General features: G+C 68.9%; 23 protein-coding genes. 9 read left to right on the forward strand and 14 right to left on the reverse strand.

The features are described 5' to 3' along the window. Positions 1–9: 9 nt before the first annotated feature. The 10 genes from AC0IWM_RS11795 to AC0IWM_RS11840 form a co-directional block, all read right to left on the reverse strand. Complete coding sequence (locus tag AC0IWM_RS11795) at positions 10–1,050, reverse strand: formate dehydrogenase subunit gamma (protein WP_471755140.1); 1,041 nt, start codon at positions 1,048–1,050, stop codon at positions 10–12. Between the two features lie 71 nt (positions 1,051–1,121). Beyond that, positions 1,122–1,718, reverse strand: coding sequence for a formate dehydrogenase FDH3 subunit beta (fdh3B, locus tag AC0IWM_RS11800; RefSeq protein WP_055955987.1), 597 nt, complete (start codon positions 1,716–1,718; stop codon positions 1,122–1,124). Positions 1,719–1,734: 16 nt separating this feature from the next. Further along, the gene (locus AC0IWM_RS11805; protein ID WP_471755142.1) at positions 1,735–4,677 is read right to left on the reverse strand and encodes a formate dehydrogenase subunit alpha; all 2,943 of its coding nucleotides are present in this window, start codon (positions 4,675–4,677) and stop codon (positions 1,735–1,737) included. A 7-nt stretch (positions 4,678–4,684) separates the two neighbouring features. Continuing rightward, on the reverse strand, positions 4,685–4,924 hold the full coding sequence (locus AC0IWM_RS11810; protein WP_055955978.1) for a formate dehydrogenase: 240 nt from the start codon (positions 4,922–4,924) through the stop codon (positions 4,685–4,687). A 67-nt stretch (positions 4,925–4,991) separates the two neighbouring features. Next, complete coding sequence (locus AC0IWM_RS11815) at positions 4,992–5,657, reverse strand: TorD/DmsD family molecular chaperone (protein ID WP_471755144.1); 666 nt, start codon at positions 5,655–5,657, stop codon at positions 4,992–4,994. 106 nt (positions 5,658–5,763) lie between these two features. Further along, positions 5,764–6,438 carry a DUF3306 domain-containing protein gene (locus AC0IWM_RS11820; protein WP_471755146.1) on the reverse strand — a complete coding sequence of 225 codons (675 nt, stop codon included), beginning with the start codon at positions 6,436–6,438 and terminating at the stop codon, positions 5,764–5,766. Further along, positions 6,435–6,935, reverse strand: coding sequence for a DUF3305 domain-containing protein (locus AC0IWM_RS11825; protein ID WP_471755148.1), 501 nt, complete (start codon positions 6,933–6,935; stop codon positions 6,435–6,437). Before AC0IWM_RS11825 ends, AC0IWM_RS11820 begins: the two co-directional genes overlap by 4 nt. A gap of 74 nt (positions 6,936–7,009) precedes the next feature. After that, the gene (locus tag AC0IWM_RS11830; RefSeq protein WP_471755150.1) at positions 7,010–8,020 is read right to left on the reverse strand and encodes a DUF6352 family protein; all 1,011 of its coding nucleotides are present in this window, start codon (positions 8,018–8,020) and stop codon (positions 7,010–7,012) included. A 35-nt stretch (positions 8,021–8,055) separates the two neighbouring features. Beyond that, on the reverse strand, positions 8,056–8,631 hold the full coding sequence (locus AC0IWM_RS11835) for a DUF6505 family protein (protein ID WP_471755152.1): 576 nt from the start codon (positions 8,629–8,631) through the stop codon (positions 8,056–8,058). Then, the gene (locus AC0IWM_RS11840) at positions 8,628–9,368 is read right to left on the reverse strand and encodes a biotin/lipoate--protein ligase family protein (protein ID WP_471755262.1); all 741 of its coding nucleotides are present in this window, start codon (positions 9,366–9,368) and stop codon (positions 8,628–8,630) included. The genes AC0IWM_RS11835 and AC0IWM_RS11840 overlap by 4 nt, the downstream gene beginning before the upstream one ends. 286 nt (positions 9,369–9,654) lie before the next feature. On the opposite strand from AC0IWM_RS11840, the gene AC0IWM_RS11845 reads away from it, so the two are divergent. Then, positions 9,655–11,652, forward strand: a complete 1,998-nt coding sequence (locus AC0IWM_RS11845; protein ID WP_471755154.1) for a 4Fe-4S binding protein — start codon at positions 9,655–9,657, stop codon at positions 11,650–11,652. Positions 11,653–11,693: 41 nt separating this feature from the next. Next, complete coding sequence (locus tag AC0IWM_RS11850) at positions 11,694–12,173, forward strand: GNAT family N-acetyltransferase (RefSeq protein ID WP_471755156.1); 480 nt, start codon at positions 11,694–11,696, stop codon at positions 12,171–12,173. A gap of 7 nt (positions 12,174–12,180) precedes the next feature. On the opposite strand, the gene AC0IWM_RS11855 is transcribed toward AC0IWM_RS11850, so the two are convergent. Next, complete coding sequence (locus AC0IWM_RS11855; RefSeq protein WP_471755158.1) at positions 12,181–13,476, reverse strand: c-type cytochrome; 1,296 nt, start codon at positions 13,474–13,476, stop codon at positions 12,181–12,183. A gap of 209 nt (positions 13,477–13,685) precedes the next feature. Between AC0IWM_RS11855 and AC0IWM_RS11860 the strand changes: the two genes are divergently transcribed. From AC0IWM_RS11860 to AC0IWM_RS11875, 4 genes are read left to right on the forward strand one after another with little or no spacing between them, the layout of a single operon-like run. Next, entirely contained in the window at positions 13,686–14,843 is a 1,158-nt protein-coding gene (locus AC0IWM_RS11860; RefSeq protein WP_471755160.1) for a molybdopterin-binding protein, read from the forward strand. A gap of 8 nt (positions 14,844–14,851) precedes the next feature. Continuing rightward, positions 14,852–16,834 (forward strand): molybdopterin biosynthesis protein, encoded by a 1,983-nt coding sequence (locus tag AC0IWM_RS11865; RefSeq protein WP_471755162.1) that lies wholly within the window; start codon positions 14,852–14,854, stop codon positions 16,832–16,834. Then, entirely contained in the window at positions 16,831–17,376 is a 546-nt protein-coding gene (gene mobB, locus AC0IWM_RS11870; RefSeq protein ID WP_471755164.1) for a molybdopterin-guanine dinucleotide biosynthesis protein B, read from the forward strand. The genes AC0IWM_RS11865 and mobB overlap by 4 nt, the downstream gene beginning before the upstream one ends. Beyond that, on the forward strand, positions 17,364–18,620 hold the full coding sequence (locus tag AC0IWM_RS11875; RefSeq protein WP_471755166.1) for a molybdopterin molybdotransferase MoeA: 1,257 nt from the start codon (positions 17,364–17,366) through the stop codon (positions 18,618–18,620). The genes mobB and AC0IWM_RS11875 overlap by 13 nt, the downstream gene beginning before the upstream one ends. Here the strand turns inward: AC0IWM_RS11875 and AC0IWM_RS11880 are convergent. Next, positions 18,596–19,588, reverse strand: coding sequence for a substrate-binding domain-containing protein (locus AC0IWM_RS11880; protein WP_471755168.1), 993 nt, complete (start codon positions 19,586–19,588; stop codon positions 18,596–18,598). The genes AC0IWM_RS11875 and AC0IWM_RS11880 overlap by 25 nt on opposite strands. 73 nt (positions 19,589–19,661) lie before the next feature. On the opposite strand from AC0IWM_RS11880, the gene AC0IWM_RS11885 reads away from it, so the two are divergent. The 3 genes from AC0IWM_RS11885 to AC0IWM_RS11895 are packed head-to-tail and all read left to right on the forward strand — an operon-like array spanning position 19,662 to position 21,875. Continuing rightward, the gene (locus AC0IWM_RS11885) at positions 19,662–20,357 is read left to right on the forward strand and encodes an ABC transporter permease (protein WP_471755170.1); all 696 of its coding nucleotides are present in this window, start codon (positions 19,662–19,664) and stop codon (positions 20,355–20,357) included. 4 nt (positions 20,358–20,361) lie between these two features. Continuing rightward, a complete protein-coding gene (locus AC0IWM_RS11890; RefSeq protein ID WP_471755172.1) occupies positions 20,362–21,078 on the forward strand; it encodes an ATP-binding cassette domain-containing protein in 717 nt (238 codons plus the stop codon). Then, positions 21,051–21,875: an ABC transporter substrate-binding protein gene (locus tag AC0IWM_RS11895; protein ID WP_471755174.1), complete on the forward strand. Its 825-nt coding sequence runs from the start codon at positions 21,051–21,053 to the stop codon at positions 21,873–21,875. Before AC0IWM_RS11890 ends, AC0IWM_RS11895 begins: the two co-directional genes overlap by 28 nt. Before the next feature lie 60 nt (positions 21,876–21,935). Here AC0IWM_RS11895 and AC0IWM_RS11900 read toward each other — a convergent pair whose 3' ends face one another. Together AC0IWM_RS11900 and AC0IWM_RS11905 are read right to left on the reverse strand one after the other, a co-directional pair. Next, positions 21,936–22,175 carry a hypothetical protein gene (locus tag AC0IWM_RS11900; RefSeq protein ID WP_471755176.1) on the reverse strand — a complete coding sequence of 80 codons (240 nt, stop codon included), beginning with the start codon at positions 22,173–22,175 and terminating at the stop codon, positions 21,936–21,938. Positions 22,176–22,198: 23 nt separating this feature from the next. Continuing rightward, positions 22,199–22,843 (reverse strand): PRC-barrel domain-containing protein, encoded by a 645-nt coding sequence (locus tag AC0IWM_RS11905; RefSeq protein ID WP_471755178.1) that lies wholly within the window; start codon positions 22,841–22,843, stop codon positions 22,199–22,201. Positions 22,844–22,980 lie beyond the last annotated feature (137 nt).

The raw sequence follows: 22,980 nt of genomic DNA on the forward strand, positions 1-22,980 counted from the left end.
CTGGAATGGTCACTCGGCAGCAGCGGGATGGCGCCCGGACAGCTGTGGCCCACTCGCAGTCTTCGCCTGCTCCTGCTCCACCCAAAGATCGTGATGCGCGCGCGCCCAGGCAAGGTCCACCTTGCCGCTGCCCATGGCATCGTAGGCGCCCTTCATGCCGAGCGTACCGATGTAGATGTGGGCCAGGATGCCCGCGATGAAGGCAATGCCGATCAGCGAGTGGATCACCTGCATGACCTGCATGCCGTTGATGTCCAGCAGAGCGAAGGGAAACAGCATCATCAGGCCGGTCACGCTCATGGCGACGCCGAACCCGGCGACCATCCAGAAGACGCCCTTCTGACCCGCGTTGAAGCGGGCCGCATGAGGGTGCTTCTTGCCGATGAAGCCGCCGCCGGCCTTGATCCAGGCCCAGTCCAGCCGGTTGGGGATGTTGTCCTTGATCCAGACCACGAACATCATCACCACGCCGAACATGAACGGCCAGGCGAGATAGACGTGGCTGTACTTCGCCCACTGCGCCAGGGCGCCGAATGCCTCGGGGCCGATCAGCGGCATCAGCAGACGCTTGCCGAAGATGTAGTTCAGGCCCGAGAGCGAGAGGACGATGAAGCACACGGCCGTCATCCAGTGGGTGAAGCGCTCGAAGGTGTTGAAGCGCAGGATCTTCCGGCCGGATTCCTGGCTGTGCTCCGTGAGGATGCGCCCGCGCCAGAGGAAGAACGCGCCCAGCGCGGCTATCATGCCGAGGATGAAGGCGGCACCGATCCACGGAAGGTAATGCTCGCGGAACGACTGATACTCGCGACCCTGCGGCTGGATCAGGTTGGCGGCCTTCCGGTCCGGAATGCTGATCCGACCGGTGATCTTGTCCGCGTTCTTGAAGAGAAATTCTTCGTTCACCGAATCCGCCGTGGGCTTGGCGCCCATGGGGTTCTGCCCGTCCTGCGTCATCGGGTTCTGGGCCTGCGCCGGTTCGAACGCTGCCGGCGCGGCCAGGAGCGTCGTCGCGACGAAGAGGGTGCTGAAGAGCGTGACTGCCCGCCGCATCGGCGTTCCTTTCGATGGCGTGTCGTCTTGGAGCCGCCGGACGGCCGCCGGCTCCAGGGGCGAGGAGGCGATCAGATCGCCACGGTCTCGCGGTAGGCCGTCTTCCAGCCCCAGGCGCCGGAGCCGTAGCCGCGCTTGATCACGCGCTGCTTGTAGATCTCGGCGATCATCTCGCCGTCGCCGGCGAGCAGGGCCTTGGTCGAGCACATCTCGGCGCAGAGCGGCAGCTTGCCCTCGGCGAGGCGGTTCGAACCGTACTTCTCGTACTCGGCCACCGACAGGTCCGGCTCAGGACCGCCCGAACAGTAGGTGCACTTGTCCATCTTGCCGCGCGAGCCGAAGTTTCCGACGCGCGGATACTGGGGTGCACCGAAGGGGCAGGCATAGAAGCAGTAGCCGCAGCCGATGCAGATGTCCTTGGAATGCAGCACCACGGCATCGGCCGTGGTGTAGAAGCAGTTCACCGGACAGACCGCGGCGCAGGGGGCGTCGGTGCAGTGCATGCACGCCATCGAGACCGAGCGCTCGCCGGGCTTGCCGTCGTTGAGGGTCACCACGCGGCGACGATTGATGCCCCAAGGCACCTCGTGTTCGTTCTTGCAGGCGGTGACGCAGGCGTTGCACTCGATGCAACGGTCGGCGTCACAGAGGAACTTCATGCGGGCCATGGTCGATGCGCTCCTCTCACGCGGCCTTGATCTGGCATAGGGTACACTTCGTCTCCTGCATGCCCGTCACAGGATCGAAGCCGTAGGTGGTGACCGAGTTGACGCTCTCGCCGAGCACCACCGGGTCGGTGCCCTTCGGGTAGTAGTCGCGCATGTCCTTGCCTTCGTACCAACCCGAGAAGTGGAAGGGCATGAACGCGACGCCCTTGCCGACGCGGTCGGTCACGAGCGCCTTCATCTTGGCCTTCGAGCTGTTCTCGGCGCCCGTGACCCAGACCCAGGACCCGTCCTTGATGCCGCGCTCGGCGGCATCGCCCGTGTTGATCTCGACGAACATGTCCTGCTGCAACTCGGCGAGCCACGGGTTCGAGCGTGTTTCCTCGCCACCGCCCTCATATTCGACCAGGCGGCCCGAGGTGAGGATGATGGGGAAGTCGCGCGCCACGTTGCGCTCGACGGCCGCCTTCTGCACCGAGAAGCCGATATTCGGCATGCGAAACTGCCGCTCGTCGGGCCGGGTCGGGTATTTGGCCACGAGATCGGGACGGGGCGAGTAGACCGGCTCGCGGTGCACCGGCACCGGGTCTGGCAGGTTCCAGGCATTCGCCCGAGCCTTGCCATTGCCGAACGGGATCACGCCATGGTCGAGGCAGACCCGCTGGATACCGCCCGACAGGTCGGTGGCCCAGCTCACGGTGTCGGGTTTGTCGCCGCCGATCTTCAAGATCGTGGCGAGCTCGTCCGCCGTCAGGTCCTTGTCCCAGCCGAGCTTCTTGAACACCCCGAAGGTGAATTCGGGGTAGCCGTCGGTGAGGTCCGAATCCTTGGTGAAGCTGTCCTCGGCCAGCAGCGTCTGGCCGTTACGCTCGGTGCCGAAGCGGGCCCGGAAGGTGCTGCCGCCGTCCTTCACGTGCAGCGACGTGTTGTAGAGGATCGCCGATCCGGGATGGCGCAACTCGGGCTTGCCCCAGCACGGCCAGGGCAGGCCGTAATAGTCGCCGCCCACCTCCGGGTCGTCCTTAGGCGCCCGAAGGGTGATCAGATCGAACTTGTGCTGGTTGCGCATATGCGCCTTCAGCCGCTCGGGGCTCTGGCCGCAATAGCCGGTCGACCAGCCGCCACGATTGATCTCCCGCAGCAGGTCCTCGGCGGACGGGACGTTGTTCTCGACCTTGATGTTCTTGAACAGCGTCTCGGCGAAGCCGAGCTTCTTGGCCAGGAGGTAGAGCACCTCGTAGTCGTTCTTCGACTCGAAGGCCGGCTTCACGATCTGCTCGCCCCACTGCAGCGAGCGGTTCGAGGCCGTGCGGGACCCGTCCATCTCGAGGGAGGTACAAATCGGCAGCAGGTAGGTGTTGTCCTGCCGGGCATCGAGGGCGGCGAAGGTGGTCGGGTGCGGGTCGGCGACCACCAGCAGCTCGAGCTTGTTCATGCCCTCTATCGCCTCGGGCAGGCGGGTCACCGTGTTGCCGCCGTGGCCGAAGACCATGAACGCCTTGATCGGGCTGCGCTGGTCGATCTGCTCCGGCGGCAGGTTCACGGCGTCGAACCAGCGCGTCGAGGTGATGCCGGGCGCCTCCATGTTTTCCTTGCGCGAGCGGGCCTTGCGGCCGGCGGCGGCGGGAACCTCGTCGAAGCGGGACTGCAGCCACTCGTAGGGCACCTCCCAGACGCGGGCCCAATGGCGCCAGCCACCCTCGACGAGACCGTAGTAGAGCGGCAGCGACGTGACATCGAGGCCGAGATCGGTCGCGCCCTGCACGTTGGTGTGGCCGCGGAAGATGTTCGCGCCGGTGCCGGGCTTGCCCACGTTACCGGTGGCGAGACACAGGATGCAGAGGGCGCGCACGTTGGCGGTGCCGACCGTGTGCTGGGTCGCGCCCATGCACCAGATCAGGGTCGCGGGCTTCTCCTTGGCGAACTTCTCAGCCACCCGGCGCAGCTGCTCGCCGGGCACGCCGGAGACGCGCTCGACCTCCTCGGGCGTCCATTTGGCGACCTCCTTGCGGACATCGTCCATGGCGTAGACGCGCTGGCTGATGAACTCCTTGTCCTCCCAGCCATTCTGGAAGACGTGCCAGAGGATGCCCCAGACCACCGGGATGTCGGTGCCGGAGCGGATGCGCACGTACTCGGTGGCGTGGGCGGCGGTGCGGGTGAAGCGCGGATCGATGACGATCATGTTCGCGCGGTTGATCTCCTTGCCGGACAGCACGTGCTGCATGGAGATCGGGTGTGCCTCGGCGGGGTTGCCGCCCAGGATGATCATCGTCTTGGCGTTGCGGATGTCGTTGTAGGAATTGGTCTGGGCACCATAACCCCAGGTGTTGGCGACGCCCGCCACCGTGGTGGAGTGGCAGATGCGCGCCTGGTGATCGACGGAGTTGGTGCCCCAGAAGGCACCGAACTTGCGCATCAGGTAGGCCGCCTCGTTGGTGAACTTGGCCGAGCCGAGCCAGTAGACCGAATCCGCGCCGTTCTTCTCGCGGATGGCGCCGAGCTTGTCGCCGATCTCCTCGATCGCCTGCTCCCAGGAGACGCGCTGCCACTGCCCGCCGACGAGCTTCATCGGGTACTTGAGGCGGCGATCGGACGAGACCAGCTCACGGATGGCCGCGCCCTTGGCGCAGTGGGTGCCGCGGTTGATCGGGCTTGCGTAGGACGGCTCCTGACCGACCCAGACGCCGTTCACCACCTCGGCGGTGACGGTACAGCCGACTGAGCAATGAGTGCAGACGTTCTTCTTGATCTGCACGTCCGGCGACGTGGCCGAAGACCCGGCCGCGCGCGCCTGACGAACCGACCCCAGTTGGATCGTGCCGGCCGCCGCGAGGGCGCCGGCGGTCAGGCCGGACTTCTTCAGGAAGCCGCGCCGGTCGAGCATTCCGGCCGCGAGGCCGGCGGCGACGGCCTGATGCTTGGTACGGCTCGCCTCGCCGCTCTTGCGCTTGGTCAGCATCGCAGGCTCACTTCTTTCCGGCGTTCGTGCTGTTCTGGAGGGTCTCGTAGCCGTTCGTCCGGTAGAACGCCTTCACCTCGTCCGTGAGGCGGTAGCGCGACCGGGTTTCGTCCGTGCCGGGGTCATAGGCCTGCGCCTCGGTGACCGAGATCGGTGAGGCCATGCCGGCCGCGGCCGCCACCGTGCCGCCGCCGAGCGCACGGAAGAACTGGCGACGGCCTAGCTGGTCCTTCTGATCCTGTCCCATCGCTCAAACTCCTCAAGCGACTCTCGCCCGAATGGACGGAACGCGATGATTCAAAGGGATGGATGCTTCAGGCATCCATCGCGAAAGCCGCCGCCTCGATCTCGAGGAAGGTGCGTCCCAGCGCACCCACCGGACGGTAGAAGCGTGCCGACCTGGCGTGCTCCAGATCGGCGAAGAAGCGCTCGCCCCACTGCGCGATGTGCCGGATGAAGAACGCGCGCGCCGCGCCGGGCTCCGCCTCGAACCGTCCGGCCGTGAGGCCCGCCATCACATCGAAGAGAATCGCGAGGTGATCCTCGGGTTCGGTCGTCGCTGGCTCTCGCTCGATGCCAAGCGCTGAAAGATCCTCGCGAACCCGGGCGAGGGGGCGCTCGTTCAGGAAGCCGGTCAGATAGTAGGAAGCGTAGGGTAGAAGCTCTCCGCGTCCGACACCGACAAACAGGGAAAAGTATTCCCGCTCGATGACATCCGCAGAATTCGTTCTGGCCGCGGAGGCAAGAGCGCCTACCTCCCGTCCCAGCACGCTATCCCCGCCCTCGAGACCTGCCAGCGCATCGAGGAGCTGTGACGTCGGAGAACGTCCGAGGAGGACCGCGAGAAGATCATATTGCTGGGCGCGAAGGTAATCGACCTCATCCACGGCCAAGTTCGTTGCCTCGGCCGGGTCGATCCAGTCCGCCACGCCGAGACCCGCTTCGGCCGAAGGCTCTGAAAACGACGCACCGGAACGCATTCGACTCCTCGACCCTTCCGGCCTCACACCGCTCTACCTGAGAGACAGCCCAGTTTGGATTGATAATAAAAAGCGTTTCGCGCAACGGCAATCGCGTTTCTCGGGATTAGCTTGGCATCGCGCCGCCATGGCGTCGCAGGCGCGATACAATCGGTGGCGATTGAAATGCGCGTGTGGCTTTTTCGGACGGATGACAGCCATCCTCCACAACGTGCGGGTTTGGCTCGACCTGTACCGCGAGCACTTGAGGCGCGCTCGGATCCACTTCCGCGACCGGCGCGACAACGAGCTCCGTTTCGCGATCATCCTCCGGGCTCGCGGGGGGGGCCGGGGCGGGCTGCGGGGGATGGCCGGTCATGATGCGCTCGACCATTGCCTTGATGTCGTCCGTGGGCAGCATCGGACCGAGTCCAGGAACGCCGCCGGGCGTGTTCCAGTCATAGGCGTATTCCCGTGCTTCGCTGACGAAGTCGCGAATGGCCGGATCAACCGACCACATCCTCCGAAGGGCGGCCTTTCGCAGAACCGCCGGAATACCGGCTCGGAGGAAGGGCGCGAGTTCGGTCTCCGCGGTCAGATCCTCGATCCTGGGCAATCGGGCGATCGCTTCCGCCAGGCTTTCGGCCTGCGTCGTCGATTCCTGCGTGGACTGCGCTTCGATGGCCGCCTGAGGTTCGGGCGGGGAATGGGGCGTCACCATCCCCGGCACAGCCTGCACGCGTTCCTGGCGACGAACCTCTCGCTTGCGCCGCGCCCAGCGCGACAGGATCCCTTCGCTCATTCGCCGCGCCCTTTGCCCTGACCACCGCGTGCCAGCGCTTCCGGGTCGGCGCGGTCGCGCTTGCGCTTCTCGAATTTCCGTTCGACGTGGAAGGCCTCGAAGAAGGCGAGCAGGATCCCCTGGCATTCCGTCGGCATCGGCACGGTCTCCGCGATCTCACCGATGCCCTCGGCCATCGCCTCACCCTCGTAGGGGTCCGCCGTCACGGTCGCGATCTCGTAGGCGTCTTCGCCGAGCTTCCGGAGGGCGACCCACAGAGAGGGTCGACCCGAGACGAGATTGTCGCGGTAATGGGACGTTTCCGCAGGGTGCAGCAGGACCTCATAGGCGCCTGCATAGAAAACCGTTTCCTCCTCCGTCTCCGATAGCGTCGTCCAGTTCGCCACAGGGGGCGCAGCTGGAAGCGCGGCGACGGGAAGCCAAGCATGCGTCGCCCAGGGGCCACGCAGGCGCCGACGTGCCACGAGGATGCCGACCTCGAAGTGTTTCTGGGGCATGGCCCGATCCTGCATGGGTCCGCGGGACACCTGCCCGGCGTTCATTGCATCAACGCATGATAAATCGTTCGGCATCAGCAGGGCGCCTCGGTCTTCCTGAAAGGGAGTCCGACGATCAGGTTCTGCGGCTTCATCGCGACGAGCTTCGCCTCGTTCGCGGCCAGCAACAGGTAGACGGGCCGGTCACCGATCGAGTCGTCCAGGCGGCTCCGGTCCGCGAAGGTCAGGCTGAAGATCGCGATCACGCGCTCCTGGTCATCGCCCGAGACCGTCTCGCCTCGCCACAGGGCGTTGCCGATCCGGGTCGCCTCAGCGTCGAGGCCGACGAACCAGCGCCAATCGGGATCCTCCATCCGGTCGAGCGGCACGACCCGAACCTCGACGTTCAGAAGGTGCCCGACGAAGACCTCGATCACCCGGGCGAGGCCTTCGCGGCTGCGCGTGCTGGAACCGAGGTTCAGGGCCATCGAGAAGGCGTCGGACCGGCTCCAATAGCTCCAAGCGTTGTCCTCGTTGAGGATGTCGAGCTCGTTCGCCGCGTCCTTGCCCAGCATGGCAACCAGCGGCGAGAGCGGCGTACCGCCTTCTCGCGCCTCGATCACCTCGGCATCGGCCAAGAGAACGGCCCCATCGAGACGGCTGATCCGCTGGGGCCGGAACATCAACTCGGCGGCCCGCAGCACGAACGGGTCGTCGCAGCCGTCGAGGGCGTTGCGCAGGATCAGGTGCACGAGCTGATTGAGGAACAGGGAGGGGATTCCCTGCAGGCCCTGGCGGACCATCCCGAGATAGGCCGCCTCGATCGAGCGTGCGTCGAGCAGACGGTCGCGGAAGGCGAGGAGCACCTCCCAGTTCTCCCGTGCATCCGAGTCTGCGATGGCCGCCACGGCCTCGGACGGCACCGCGCGGCGCGGGGCGGAGATCAGGTCGGCGTAGAGCCTGCGCTCCGCCGCGCAGGCCTCCTCCGGCGGCACCAGCTCGGGACGAGCGAGGTAGGCGAGGATCAGTTCATCGGTGACCGCCAGCCCGCCGCCCGCCGTGCGCTGCGTCAGGTGGTGGCCGCTGGAGACCCAGAATTCGGTCATCGCGGGGCCTCTCCGGTTGCGAAATGGGCCATCGATCAGGCTCCCGAAGCTGTCGGAGACCGCGCGAGGCCGATGAGGTCGGCCCGCTCCTCGTGCTCCTCGTCATCTGTCTCCACGAAGCGGAAGGCGCGGGTCTGGGCGTGCAGGCGATCGGCACCCGGCGTTCCGCCAGTCCGCTGGTGGAGCGTCCGGAACGCTTCCGAAATCTCGCCCGCTTTCTGCGTCCGGTGCATCGCCACGACGCTCCCGACCGGCACAAAGCAGAGCGAGGCGGCGAAATCGATTTCTTCGCGGGCCGCCGCCCGCGCGGTTTCGCGGTTCGGTGCGCCGAGACGTTCGTGGATGTGGTGGGCAAGGACCTCTACCGCTGCATCGCGCTCGGCCTCGGTGGCCTCGCTCACCACTACGAGGGTCGAGAAGCCCAGGGAGCTGACCCCGACGAACCCTGAGCGGAAGGCGGAGCGGGCCTTGCCTTCGAGCACGGTCAGGTCCTGGTCCCAGAACAGGAACGATCCCGTCACCGCCCACTCGCCGGGCTCGGCCGGATGCGCGAAGACGAAGGTGTCCGAAGGGTCGAGCCGCAGGGTACGCGGCAGCTTGAGTGCCGTCATAGCCGAACCGTTCCCGTCTCCGGATCGAGCCATGCGGACTCGCGCAGCAGGGATGCCAACGGCCAGTGCTCGGACTCGCCGAGGACGACGTCGCCAGCCCTGTCGATGCGCACCGGCACACCCACCGGGGTGGGAAGGTGCGCCAGGTAGCGCGCCGCGATTCCCTCGAAGCCGTCCTCGGTCCAAACTGAGAACGTGCGGCTGAGATTGCGCGCGAAACTCTCCACCAGTGCGTCGCGGATGTCGGCCGGAAATCCTTCTTCGTCGAGCGCGGTCGAGGCCGGGGTGAGCCCCGGATCGCCGACCTCCGCCTTCGAGAGGAGCAGCATCGCGGAGAAGACGAGCCAGTCCGGGACAGAATGCTCGTTGCAGCCTTCGGGCCAGCCCAGACGCCCGCCGCCGAGCCGCGCACCGTCGAAGATCAGGACATCGGGCCAGCCGAAAGTCAGCGGCATCTCGGGTGGCCCGTGGGCACCGACCGCATCGGCCAGCGCCGTCATGGCCGCGAGGAAGGCGCGCCGAGCCGAGGACAGCGGTTCCTCCGGCGCCAGGATCACTGCGACGTCGAGCACGTCCGCGCGCTCGGCGAGAAGGAGTGTCCCGGCAGCGTCGGTCCCATCGTGCTTCGCCAGCGTCACCGCTTCACGGAACGCACCGGCAGCCGACGAAACCACCCGGGCGGTGAAGGCCGGAGGCAGGATCAGGTTTGTCGCGGTCGTGGCGTGGCGGACTGTCATCGGATGGCGGACGGAGCTCGACGTTGGATTCTGGGTCGCGGACGCCCGTCCACGACATGTCCTGCCGACGACGGCGTCACAAGTCGCAAGATGCGCGCGGGACGCGACGTCGCTGCGCGGTGATGCCGGATCGTAGTTTTGAACCATTTGAGTATATGGCATACGAACGACGACGCGAAGGGGCTACGCCACGCACGCGCGTCCGCCGTCGCAATCCTCCTTTCGCTCGATCCAGGGTCCGTCCGTGTCAGACCGTATAGTATTCGCCTGCTCCTGCGAGAAGACGATGCCGCTCGATGCCGATGCGATCGCGCGCGGTTGCGCTGGCTCCCTGAAGCTTGCCGACCAACTCTGTGGCCGAGAGCTCGACCTGTTTCGCAATGCTCTGCAGGCGCGCGGGCCCGTGACGGTGTCCTGCACGCTGCAGTCTCCGCTCTTCGAAGAGGTCGCGTCCGAATTCGGCGCAGAAGACCGTGTCGCCTATGCCAAGATTCGCGAGACGGCAGGCTGGTCGTCGCAGGCACGCGAGGCCGGTCCCAAGATAGCGGCCCTGCTCGCAGCCTCCGCCGAGCCCGTCCCGGATGCCGTGACGGTGCCGATCGAGAGCCACGGCGTCGCGCTGATCTACGGTCGCGACGCGACCGCCATCGAGGTCGGACGCCGGCTCGCCGAGCACCTCGACGTGACGGTTCTGCTGACCCGGCCCGAGTCCGTCGAGCCGCCGCTGCGCAACGACTTTCCGATCGTGCAGGGCACCGTCGCCGGTGCCAAGGGCCGCCTCGGCGCCTTCGAGCTACGGATCGACGACTATGCGTTGCCGGCGCCGTCCTCCCGGTCGCACCTCCTGTTCGGTCCGAGCCGCAACGGCGCCACGTCGACCTGCGACATCGTCATCGACGTGAGCGCAGGCACCGCCCTGTTTCCCGCCCACGAGGTCCGGCTCGGCTACATGCGGGCCGATCCGCGCGAACCTGCGGCGGTCGAGCGCCTGATCACGGAGGCGTCACACCTCGTTGGCACCTTCGACAAGACCCGCTTCGTGGATTTTCACGCCGAGCTCTGCGCGCATTCGCGGTCGCGCATCACCGGCTGCACCCGCTGTCTCGAAGTCTGTCCCACCGGGGCGATCACCTCGGCCGTGGATACGGTGACGATCGACCCCTACATCTGCGCCGGCTGTGGAAACTGCGCCTCGGTCTGCCCGACCGGGGCCGCTGCCTACGCCTTGCCGCCGGCCGATGCGCTGATGCGCCGCCTGCGTGCGCTGATGCTGGCCTATGAGGCGGCTGGGGGACGCGACGCGGTCGTGCTCTTCCACGATGGCGCGCATGGCGAACCCCTGATCGATGCGCTGGCCCGCCATGGCGACGGGCTGCCGGCCCGGGTCCTGCCCGTGCGGGTGAACGAAATCACCCAGCTTGGCCCGGAATCCTTCGCGGCGCTCTTCGCCCATGGCGCTGCGGGCGTCCGGATCCTCGCCCGCGACCGTCCAAAGCACGATCTCCACAGCCTGCGCCGGGCGGCGACCCTCGGAGACACCCTGGGGCGCGGCCTCGGCTACGGCGGTGCTGCGGCCGATCCCGTCGTCTCGCTGATCGAGACGGATGATCCCGACATACTGGGAGCTGCTCTGGCAGCGGTCTCCGCCGGACGGACGGCCCGCGCGCCGTCACGGTTCATGCCCATCGGCGGCAAGCGCGAGGTTCTACGCTTCGCTTTCAACGAGATGCATGCGGCCGCGCCGGAGCCGGTGGCGCGGATAGCGCTCGCCGCCGGAGCACCGTTCGGCGGTCTGGACTTCCGCACCGAAGATTGCACCCTCTGCCTCGCCTGCGTCGGTGCTTGCCCGACTCATGCGCTCTCGGACAGCGCCGACCGGCCGTTGCTCGCCTTCGAGGAGAGTCTCTGCGTCCAGTGCGGCCTGTGCGCCAATACCTGTCCCGAGAACGTCATCGCGCTGGAGCCCGGGGTCGATTTCGAGGCTTGGGCGGCGCCGCGCCGGGTGGTGAAGGAGGAGGAGCCCTTCGCCTGCCTCGCCTGCGCCAAGCCCTTCGGCACGCGCAGCACCATCGAACGGGTGGTGGAAAAGTTGCGCGACCGGCACTGGATGTTCCGTGGCGAGGCGGGCGAAGCGCGCGTTCAGGCGCTCATGATGTGCGAAGACTGTCGTGTCGAGGTCGCGGTGAATCAGGGCTTCGATCCCCATGCCGGACCGGAGCGCGATCGTCCGCGCACCACGGAAGACTACCTGCGTGAGCGAGCCGCTCGCGGCGAGGCGATCTAGCTGAGCGGATCGCGGCCGTGAACGCCTGGACGTGGCGAAGCATGGCGCCTCGCGACCTCGATCGAGTCGTCGCCCTGGCCGACCGTTTGTTCCCGGACCATCCGGAGGAGTCGGCGCATTTCGCCGAGCGGCTGGCGCTGGGCGCCGGCCTCTGCCTGATCCTCAGCCATCAGGCCGGAGACGTCGGGGGCTACGCCGTGGCGTATCCCTGGCCACCGGGACAGATCCCGCCTTTGAACGAATCGTTGGCGCCGGTGCCTATGGCGGAGGGGGGCGCCTACCTGCACGATTTCGGGATCGAGCCGGCCCTTTCCAGATCCGGACATGCCCGCGCCGGCCTCGCGATGCTGGTCGAGCGGGCACGAGGGGCCGGTCTCCGGCGCCTCGCTCTGGTCGCGGTCAACCGGACGGTGCCGTTCTGGCAGGGCCAGGGCTTCGAGATATGCGAGGCCGACCCCGCGATGGCCGCGAAACTCGCAACCTACGGTAGCGAGGCGCGTTACATGATCCGGGATTTGTGAGGCCGCCTCAGCGCGTCGCCGTGGCGCTCTCCAGGAACTTGACCAGCGCCTCGCGATCTTCCGCCCGGGTGATCGTCTGTTCCGGCATGCGCGTTCCGGGGGTGTAGCGGGCGGGGCCGACCTCGAAGAGCTGCGCGATGGTGCGCGCGTCCCAGACGAGGTCCATGCCCTTCAGGGCGTTGGAGTAGCGGTAGCCCGGTGCGGTCGCGATCCGCCGGCCTATGATGCCGGCGAGCGTCGGACCGGCTCGGGGCCCGTCCTCGGGGGTGAGGGCGTGGCAGGCGACGCAGGCCCGGAACACCTCGGCGCCGCGATCTCCGTGATACGCGGCCAGCGCATCGGCCGGGCGTGGCATCGCCAGGGGGCCGATTGGCTCGCCGGTCAGTGCATTCCACCGCCGAACCAGCCGGTCGCTGCCCCCGGTGAGGAGTTCGCGTCCGTCCGGTCGCCAGGCGATGGACCAGACCGGGAGGCCCGGACCGACGAGGCGGTGCAGGATCGTGCCTGCCGCGCGATCGATGACGGCGACTGCGCCGCCGGCTGTCGCCGCCGCGATCCGGGTGCCGTCGGGGGAGGGCGCGAGGGCGATCACCGGGTTCGGCCCGACCTCGACGGCCGCTCGGACCGTTCCGTCCGAGCGAAGCAGGCGTACGATCGCGTCTCCGCCGGCGACGGCGACCTCTCCGTCCGGGGTCACCGCCAGGGCGTTCAGAATGGTGGGCAGCGTGAGGACCACCGGAACGCCCTGCCGATCTTCGGCAGACGGCCAGATCCGCAGCGTCGCGTCGTAGCCGGCGGTGACCGGCCGCCCGTCCGGCAGGAAGGCGATCGCGTTGACGTTGCCCTGGTGTCCTTCGAGCGCCCGCACCGGACCACCGGCGATCGGCCGGATGCGCGCGGTTCCATCCCACGAGGCCGAGGCTACCAGCATCCCGTCGGGAGAGATGGCCAGGCCCGCCACCGGCCCTGCATGCTCGGCGAAGATCCGCTCGGGCTCGGGCCGACCGGCGCGCCAGACGGCGATGCGGCCATCCTCCGAGGCCGTGACGAACCCGCCATCGGCGAGAGCCGCGACGGCGTTGACCGCTCCGTCATGGAAACGCAGGACGGTGAGCGCCGTCCCCGTGTCGATTGCCCAGAGGATCGCGGCCTGATCGAAGCCGCCGGAAATCGCGAGGCCGCCCCCGGGAGCGACGGCCAGGGCTCGGACCGGGCCGCCATGCCCGCGCATCTGCGCATGAGCCGCAGACCCGGACACGCCGAGGGCGAGTGAGCAGAGGGCGAGTGTCCGCAGGGCAGGCATCCGCAGGGCAGGCATCCGCAACACCAAGGCTTTGATGATTTTCCGCAACGCTATTCCCGCCACGACGCGCCGGCAGATCGGCCCGGCATCCGAATCTAGACGATCCGCCTCGTCGATGTCCCTGCACGAGGACGGGACCCGGTGACGCGGTATGCTCGATGCTCGGGAGGTGCTTGATCATCGCTCGTCGATGGCGCATCGCTCGGGACATGATCGCTCCCGCCCGCAGCGCCATCGAGACGGAGTCCGGCTCGCCCGCACCGGAAACCGGCCCACATCGTACCGCGTCCTCGGCCCTGATGCCTCTGGCGGAGGCCGTCCGTTCGCTGATGGAACGGGTGGCACCGGTCGCTCCCGAGGCGGTTCCCCTCGGCGAGGTCGTCGGCGGGATCTGTGCGGACGATTGCCATGCGCCGCGTGCCATGCCGGATTTCCCGATCGCCCTGCGGGACGGCTGGGCCGTGCGTGGGGCCGATGTCGTCGGCGCCTCGCCCTATGCCCCGATCCTTGCTCAGCCTAAGTCGCCCTGGATTGAGGCCGGGGACCGCTTGCCGGACGGCGCCGATACGATCTTGCCGCCCGAGGCGATCGAGGGCGCGTCCATCGTGGCCGATGCGCCGGTCGGTGAGGGTGTCCGTGCCGCCGGCGCGGAGGCCGCCTCCGGCGCCCTTCTCGTGGCGACCGGCCAGCGGATCACGCCCCTGCATCGCCTGGCCGTCCAGGCGGCCGGGATCGGAAGCCTGCCCCTGCGCCGTCCGCGGCTGACTTTGATCGTCGCCGGAGGATCGGAGCATGACACCCTGTCGTCGCTTCTCGCAGACCTCATCGTCGAGGCGGGCGCGACGGTCGCCGAGATTGCGGCTGCTCGGAGCCCGGAGGCGCTCGCGGACGTGCTCCGGATGCAGGACGGCGACGCCGTCCTGGTAATCGGCGGGACCGGGTTCGGCCGAGATGATCACGCTGCCGCCGGACTATCGCTGGCCGGAACCCTGAAGGCACACGGAATCGCGCTGAAGCCGGGAGAGACCACGGGCTTCGGCGAGGTCGGAGGACGGGCGGTCCTGCTGCTGCCGGGGCGACCCGATGCGGCGCTGAGCGCGTTCCTGACCCTCGGCCGCGCTCTGATCGCGACGCTGTCGGGAGCCGTGCCGGTCGCCGGCATCTCCGCGCCGCTCCTGCGCAAGGTCGTCTCCACCATCGGACTGAGCGAGGTCGTCTATGCCCGAAGGATGCCCGACGGGCTGCTGCCGCTCGGCAGCAGCGACTTGGCACTCACCAGCCTGATCCAGGCCGATGCGGCGATCCTCGTCGGACCGGATTCCGAAGGATACCCGGCCGGCAGCATCGTCTCGGGCCTGCCCCTTTGAGCGCCGCCATGCCCACCGCCATCGCCTCTGACGAGAGCGCCTTCCTCCACCGTCTGGCCCAAGCCGCCCGCCAGGAACAGTTCCTCACCGTCGTCAGTCGTGAGGAGGCGGTCGAGCGCTTCCGGGCGGCCGTGCCGCACCGAGCCCTGCCCGCTGAGACCGTCGCGCTCACGGATGCCCTCGGACGCGTCCTGGCCCGCGACGTCGCCTCGTCCATCGACGTGCCGCCCTTCGACCGCGCTCTGGTCGATGGCTTCGCGCTGCGCGCCGCCGACACCGAGGGCGCCGGAGAGGCGCAGCCGCGCCGCCTGACCCTCAATCGCGAGATCCTCGCCTGCGGGGTCGCGCCGGCCTTGGCCGTTACGCCCGGCACCGCGACGCCGATCGCCACGGGCGGGGTCGTCCCGCGGGGCGCCGACGCCGTCGTGATGGTCGAGCAGACCGAATTTCGGCCGGACGGCCCCGCGATCGACCTCGCTCAGCCAGCGCGGCCGGGCCAATTCATCGGTTATGCCGGGTCCGACATGGCCGCGGGCGAGACCGTTCTGCGCAAGGGGATGCTGATCACCGCGCGGGAGATCGGCATGCTGGCCGCCTGCGGTCTCGCCGCCATCGACGTCGTCCGCCGCCCGCGCGTGGCGGTGCTCTCCACCGGCGACGAACTTGTCGCTCCAGGCGAAGCGCTGATGGCGGGGGCGATCTACGATTCCAATGGGCCGATCGTGGCCGCCACGGTGACCGAGAACGGCGGCACGGCGAGGCCGCTCGGCATCGTTCGCGATCAGGAACCGGCCCTCGAGGCCGCGCTTCGCGATGCCATCGCCGGGAGCGACATCGTCGTCCTGTCGGGCGGCACCTCGAAGGGCGCCGGGGACGTCTCGCACCGCATCCTCCAGCGTCTCGGTGAGCCTGGCATTCTCGTGCACGGCGTCGCCCTCAAGCCCGGCAAGCCGCTCTGCCTCGCGGTGGCGGAGGGAACCCCGATCGTCGTGCTGCCGGGCTTTCCGACCTCGGCGATGTTCACGTTCCACGATGTCGTGGTGCCGCTGGTGCGGGCGATGGCCGGTCTGCCGCCGCGGGAGGAGACCAGCGTCGCGGCGATCCTGCCCCAGCGGGTTCCCTCCGAGCGCGGTCGCACGGAATTCGTGATGACCGCCCTGGCGGAGACGGAGGCGGGCCTGCGCGCCTTGCCGCTGCCCAAGGGCTCCGGCTCAGTGACGGCCTTCTCGCAGGCCGACGGCTTCTTCGCGATCCCTGCCGCCCGTGCCGGCATGGAGGCCGGTGAGACGGTGTCCGTCACCCGCCTCGGCGCCGGCGTCCGGCCGCCGGACCTCACGATCATCGGCAGCCACTGCGTCGGCCTGGATCGGGTGATCGGTCGGCTGGCGGAGCGGGGCATTCGCGCGCGGCCCATCTGGGTCGGCTCCGCCGGTGGCCTCGCCGCCCTGGCCCGGGGCGAGTGCGACCTCGCGGCGATGCATCTGCTCGATCCCGAGACGGGAATCTACAACCGCCCGTTCCTGTCGCCCGGCATGGTGCTGGCCGAGGGATGGGGGCGCCTTCAGGGTGTCGTCTTCCGGTCCCGCCATCCCCTGTTCGAGGGCCGCTCAGCGGAGGAGGCCGTGGCGGCGGCCCTGGCGGAACCCGAGACCGTCCTGGTCAACCGCAACACCGGTTCGGGCACCCGCGCCCTCGTCGACGGCCTCCTCAAGGGTGCCCGCCCGCCAGGCTTCTGGAACCAGCCGCGCTCCCACAACGCCGTTGCGGCGGCGGTGGCGCAGGGACGGGCTGACTGGGGCGTCGCCATCGCCACCGTGGCGCGGGCCTACGGCCTCGGTTTCCTGCCCCTCGCCGACGAGCGCTACGATTTCGCCTATCGGGCCGAGCACAGTGACCGGCCGGCCCTCGGCGCCTTCCTCGCCTGCCTGCGCGAGCCCGAGACGCGCGCAGGCCTCAGCGAAGCCGGGTTCTCGCCCGCGGAGGCATCGTGAATCCCGCTCGGGTCATCGGCCTCGCCGGGTGGAGTGGAGCAGGCAAGACCACGCTCCTGTCCAGTCTGATCCCGCTGCTGGTCGCCCGCGGCGTGAAGGTGGCGACGATCAAGCACGCGCACCACGCCTTCGACGTGGACCATCCGGGCAAGGATTCCTACGTTCACCGCGAGGCGGGGGCCTCCGAAATCATCGTGTCCTCGTCGCGGCGCTGGGTTCAGATCCATGAGGTCGGCGACGCGCCGGAAGCGCGGCTCGGAGACCTTCTTCGCCGGCTCTCGCCCTGTGACCTCGTGATCGTGGAGGGCTTCAAGCGCGAGGCCCACGCCAAGCTGGAGGTCCATCGCGTCGCCAACGGCAAGCCGCCCATCTACCCCGACGACTCCCGCATCGTCGCCGTGGCGAGCGACCGGGCCTTCGCGGATGCCGCCGTACCTGTGGTCGAACTCGACGCCGTCGCGAAAATTGCCGATCTGGTCCTCGCCCTGGCGGAGCCGTTGGACACGGCGCTGGCGCATGTGGAGGGGCCATGGCCCAGCTGACCGACGATTGCTTCGCCTTCGGCGGTGCCCTGATGCGCGTCGAGGACGCCGTGGCGCTGATCGGCGAGCGCCTGCCCGTTCTCGCCGGCACCGAATGGCTGCCCCTTGTCCAGGCCGATGGGCGGATCGCTGCCGAAACGGTCCTGGCGCTGCATGACGTGCCCCCGTTCCCGAATTCGGCCGTCGACGGCTACGCGATCCGCCATCGCGATCTCGTTCCCGAGGGCGAGACGCGGCTTCCGGTCCGAGGCCGGCTTCCGGCGGGCGCCGCCGCCGCCGGGGCGATCGCGACCGATGGCGGGGCGATCCGGATCTTCACCGGCGCTCCGATGCCACCCGGGGCCGACACGGTGTTCATGCAGGAGGATGTGCGCCGCGAAGGCGACGTGGTCGCGCTGCCCCCCGGGCTGAAGCGCGGCGCCAATGCCCGGGATTCCGGCGAAGACATTGCCCGCGGCGCCTGCGCGATCCCGGCCGGGCGGCGCCTGCGGCCGCAGGACCTCGCCCTCGCGGCAGCCTCGGGGCACGACCGGATCGCCGTGCGCACGCGCCTGCGCGTGGCCCTGTTCTCAACGGGCGACGAACTCGCCGAGCCCGGTGCGCCGCTGTCCTCCGGTGCGATCCACGATTCGAACCGGGTGATGCTCGCGACGCTGCTCACCCGCCTCGGTGCCGAGGTCGCGGATCTCGGGATCCTGCGCGACGAGCCGGACGCGCTGGCCGCGCGTCTGCGGCAGGCCGCACGCGACCATGACCTGATCCTGACCTCGGGCGGCGTTTCGACCGGGGAGGAGGACCACGTCAAGGCTGCGGTCGAGGCGGTCGGCGCCCTGATGTTCTGGCGTCTGGCGATCAAGCCCGGCCGTCCGGTGGCGATGGGCGTCGTCGACGGGACGCCGTTCGTCGGGCTGCCGGGCAATCCCGGCGCCGTCTACGTCACGCTGCTCTTCGTGGTGCGCCCGCTCCTCGCGCGCCTCGGAGGAGGCATGGACGTCGCGCCCCTCGGCCAGCCCGTCCGAGCCGCCTTCGCCTATCGCAAGAAGGCGGGCCGGCGCGAATTCGTTCGCGTCAGCGTCGCCCTCGGCTCCGATGCCGTCCTGGAGGCGGTGAAGTATCCCCGCGAGGGCGCCGGCGTGCTCTCGTCGCTGACGGAGAGCGACGGGCTCGTCGAACTCGGCGACGGGGTGACGGCCGTGGCGCGGGGGGACATCCTCACCTTCTATCCGCACGCCGTGCTCTGGTAGCCAAGGGTGGCTCCAGCCGCGTCGCCGGCGGCTTCCGCCAGTCCCGCCAGCACCGTTTCGTTCACGGTGGTTCGGGCCGCGAGGTAGTAGGTCTCCCAGCCCAACGGGTGGAAGGCGAGGCCGAAGCGCTCGGCGACCGCGGGCGTCCCCATCCCGACATCCGCCGCGCCGGTGGCGATCAGCGCCGCGACGGCTTGGTGGGTGAATTCCTCGGTCTGGGCGCCCCTGATGGCTCCCGTCTCGAGGCCGGCCTCTGCGCAGAGCCGCTCGAACCAGATGCGGGTGCCGGCCCCGCGCTGGCGGTTGACGAAGCGCAGGCCGAGGCGGGCGATGTCCTGGACGCTGGTCACGCCGTGCGGGTTGCCCTGCGGCAGCATCAGCCCCTGCTGGCGCCGGAACAGCGGCCTCACGGTCAGATCCGGGTCGCGGAAGAGAGCATCGAACGGCGGCGGTGCCGGGCCTTCCGAACCGTAATGGAAGCCGGCGGCCTCCGTCGTCCCGGCGCGGAGATGCGCGAGGGCATCGAGGCTCCCGGCGATCGCAAGTTCGATGCCGGGATTCGCGTCGGTGATGCGGAGGAGCAGCGGATCGTGGCTCGCCGCGAGCCGCAACGGCGCCGTCGACCGGACGTCCAGGCCCCGCAGCGCTTCGGCCGTTCGCTCCGCTTCGGCGGCAAGGACGGGGCCGAGCCGGTCGTACATCTCTGCCAAGGTGGCGTGCAAGGCGCGGCCGTAGGGAGTGAGGACGGTGCCGTGCCCCTTGGTCTTGACCGCCACCCGCTGTCCCAGCGCCGTCTCCAGGGCGGTGACCCGACTCCAGGTTGAGCGATAGGAAATCCCCACGCGTCGCGCGGCGGCGAGCAGGGAGTTCGAGCGGGCCAGGGCGTCGAGCAGGGCGAAGGTGGGTCGCAGAGCGAGGCCGTTCCAGTCGCCGTCGGCTTGCAGCGCCAGGAGCATCGACGCGCGCATCGGCAAGTACTTTCCTATTGATCTTTCAGGTGACCCCGTATCATCCCGCAAGGCTCCGCACAGCCCGGTCCCGATGTTTCAGACCTTCCAGGAAACGATCTTGCGTCTGGCGACCCTCGACCGCGATGTCCTCGCGATCGCGTGGCTCTCCCTGCGCGTCAGCCTCACGGCGGTCGGGTTTGGGCTCTGCATCGGGATTCCGGTCGGCGCGTTCCTGGCGGTGGCCGACTTTCCGGGCCGGCCGGTGCTGGTCGGTCTCCTCAACGCCTTCATGGGCCTGCCTCCGGTCATCGTCGGGCTCGTGCTCTACCTCATGCTGTCGCGCTCCGGCCCACTCGGCTCACTCGGATTGCTGTTCACCCCGGGCGCCATGGTGGCGGCTCAGGTCGTGCTGGCGACGCCCCTCGTCGCGGCCCTCACGCGGCAGGTGGTGGCGGATTCCGAGGCGCATCTCGGCGAGCAGCTGCGCTCGCTCGGGCTCTCGGCGCCGCGCCGAGCGCTCGCGCTCATTCACGACACCCGCTTCTCCCTGGTGACGACGGCGCTCGCCGCCTTCGGACGCGCGATCTCGGAGATCGGTGCCGTCCTCGTCGTCGGCGGAAACATCGACGGGCACACCCGCACGATGACGACGGCGATTTCCCTGGAGACCCAGAAGGGTGACCTGAGCCTCGCGCTCGCATTGGGTTTGGTGCTGATCGCCCTCGTGATCCTGGTCAACGCGGTGGCGGCGCTCCTGCGCTCGCACGCCGCGCGTGCCTACGGCTGACCGGATGCCCGCGATCGAACTCAGCGACCTCGCGCTCGCCCGCAACGGCACCACCATCCTCGATGGACTCAGCGCCGACATCTCCGCGGCCGGCATCACCGCACTGATCGGCCCGAACGGCGCCGGCAAGAGCGCGACCCTGCGGGTCATCGATGGCCTGCTCAGGCCCGATGCCGGGTCCGTGCGGATCGTCGGCGACGGTCCCGTTCGCCGCGCCTTCGTCTTTCAGCGACCGGCCCTGCTGCGCGCGAGCGCCCTCGCCAACGTCGCGATCGCGCTAGAACCCCTCGGCCTGTCGCGCTCCGAGCGAACGGGCCGCGCCCGTGCGGCCCTGGCCCGCGTCGGCCTCGGCGATCGTGCGGAAGCGCCAGCGACGCGCCTCTCCGGCGGTGAACAGCAGCGCCTGGCGCTGGCGCGCGCCTGGGCAGTCGAGCCCGATCTCCTGCTGGCCGACGAGCCCACGGCGAATCTCGATCCCGGTGCGACCGATCTGGTCGAGGGCCTGATCCTCGACATCGCGCGCCGGGGTACCAAGGTCGTACTCGTCTCCCACAATCTCGGTCAGGTCACGCGGCTCGCCGCCGAGGCCGTCGTGCTCGCGCGCGGACGCGCCGTCGAGCAGGGTCCGACCAGAGCCCTCCTCACCTCGCCCCAGGCTCCCGAGACGCGGGCCTACATCACCGGAGAACTCCCTTGGACATCCTTCGCCGCGGCCTCCTGACCTTCGGCCTCCTCTTCGCGCTCGGCGCCGCCTCCGCCGTCCAGGCTGACCCGGCCTCGATCGTCGTCGCTTCCACCACGTCGACCGAGCAATCCGGCCTGTTCAAGCACCTGCTGCCGCTGTTCGAAGCGAAGTCGGGTATCACCGTGAAGGTCGTTGCCCTCGGCACTGGGCAGGCCCTCGATGCGGCCCGGCGGGGTGATGCCGACGCGGTGCTGGTCCATGACCGCGCGGCCGAGGAGAAGTTCCTGGCCGAGGGCTTCGCCACCAAGCGTTGGGACGTGATGTACAACGACTTCGTCCTCATCGGCCCGAAATCCGACCCGGCCGGCGTACGCGGCGGCGACGTGGTCGCGGCCTTCGGCAAGCTCGCCACCGCTCGGGTTCCATTCGTTTCGCGCGGTGACCGCTCCGGCACCCATAGCGCAGAGTTGCGGACCTGGAAGGAGGCGGGCGTCGATCTGGGTGCGGTCAAGGGTGATTGGTACCGGGACATCGGCCAGGGAATGGGCCCGGCCCTCAACACGGCCTCCGCTCTGGGAGCCTACCTCCTGGCCGATCGCGGAACCTGGCTCTCGTTCAAGAATCGCGGCGATCTCACCATCCTCGTGGAAGGCGACAAGCGCCTTTTCAACCCCTACGGCGTGATGCTGGTGAACCCGGCCAAGCACCCGAGCGTGAAGGCAAAGGAGGGCCAAGTCTTCATCGATTGGCTGGTCTCCCGCGATGGCCAGGCAGCCATCGCGAGCTACAAGATCGAGGGCAAGCAGCTCTTCTTCCCGAGCGCTGACCAGTAGGCAATCACCCATCGAACCGACGGCCGCGTGGATGCCAGACCGCGCCGCCGCCGACGGCTCTCAGCGGATGTTTCCCGATTGCCGCCGACGCGCGACGTACAAGAGGGCGAGGGCAATCACCGCGATCACGAGGCTGAGCCAGACCCAGTTGAAATCCGTAGCCGCCGCATTCGCGGCCGAGGAGTTCGAGCCGGCCGGCCCGCGTTCCGGGATCGGTGGCGCCGGGTTGGTCGCTTGTGCGAGGGCCGTGCCGAGGGTCGCCATCCAGAGGAAGGCACTCGGCGTCATGACGCGGTTCATCGGTGAGGCCTCCCTCTGTGCTACTACTCGGCCTTGCGGGCCGCGCCGTATTGGAAGGCCGGCGCGGCGTTGATCTGGGCCTTGGTCAGGCGGATCTCCGCCTCTAACGGCACGCCGCCGGCCAGGGCCGTGGCGCGACCGGCCGCCGGCTTCTTGGTTTCATCGATGGTGCCGGTAGCGGACGTGACGCGATCGGTATGCTTGTCCTGCACGGCGCCGAGCACTTCGCGCGTGGTGTCGGCCCCGGGCATGGTCTCCGGCTTGACCTCGGCGGCGGCCTGCGGGCCTGGTTTCGTCTCGGGCGTCGTCACCGAGGTCGGACCGCCCGTGAGCGGGACATCCTTCATGTTCCAGGCGACGGCGTCGTAGGGAACAGCCACCAACTTCTCGCCGATGCCGAGGAAGCCGCCGACCCCGATCACCACCGCCTGAACCTTGCCGTCGTCGCCGATCAGCACGTCCTCGATCGAGCCGACCCGTACGTGATCCATGCCGACCACCGGCAGGCCGATGATCTTCGAGCCGCGCATCGCTCCGGGACGTGCCTGCAGGAAGCCCGCCCCGGGCTGTTCCGCGGCCGGCTGCGCGTGCGCACGGCCTCCGGACAGGGTAGGGGCCGCGAGGACGGACAAGGCAAGGAGCAGGGCGCTCCGGTGGTGGGTTGGCATCGCAGACTCCACGAAAACGGACGGCTTCGCGGGACGCGAACGACCACTGATCAACGCGGCGACGGCGGCCCGAGTTCAAGGAGACGCACGCGTCCTTCCTCCAGCGATTTGACTCTCCGCGCCGGTCGAGGCTCATC

Source organism: Methylobacterium sp. AC433 (assembly GCF_979253015.1).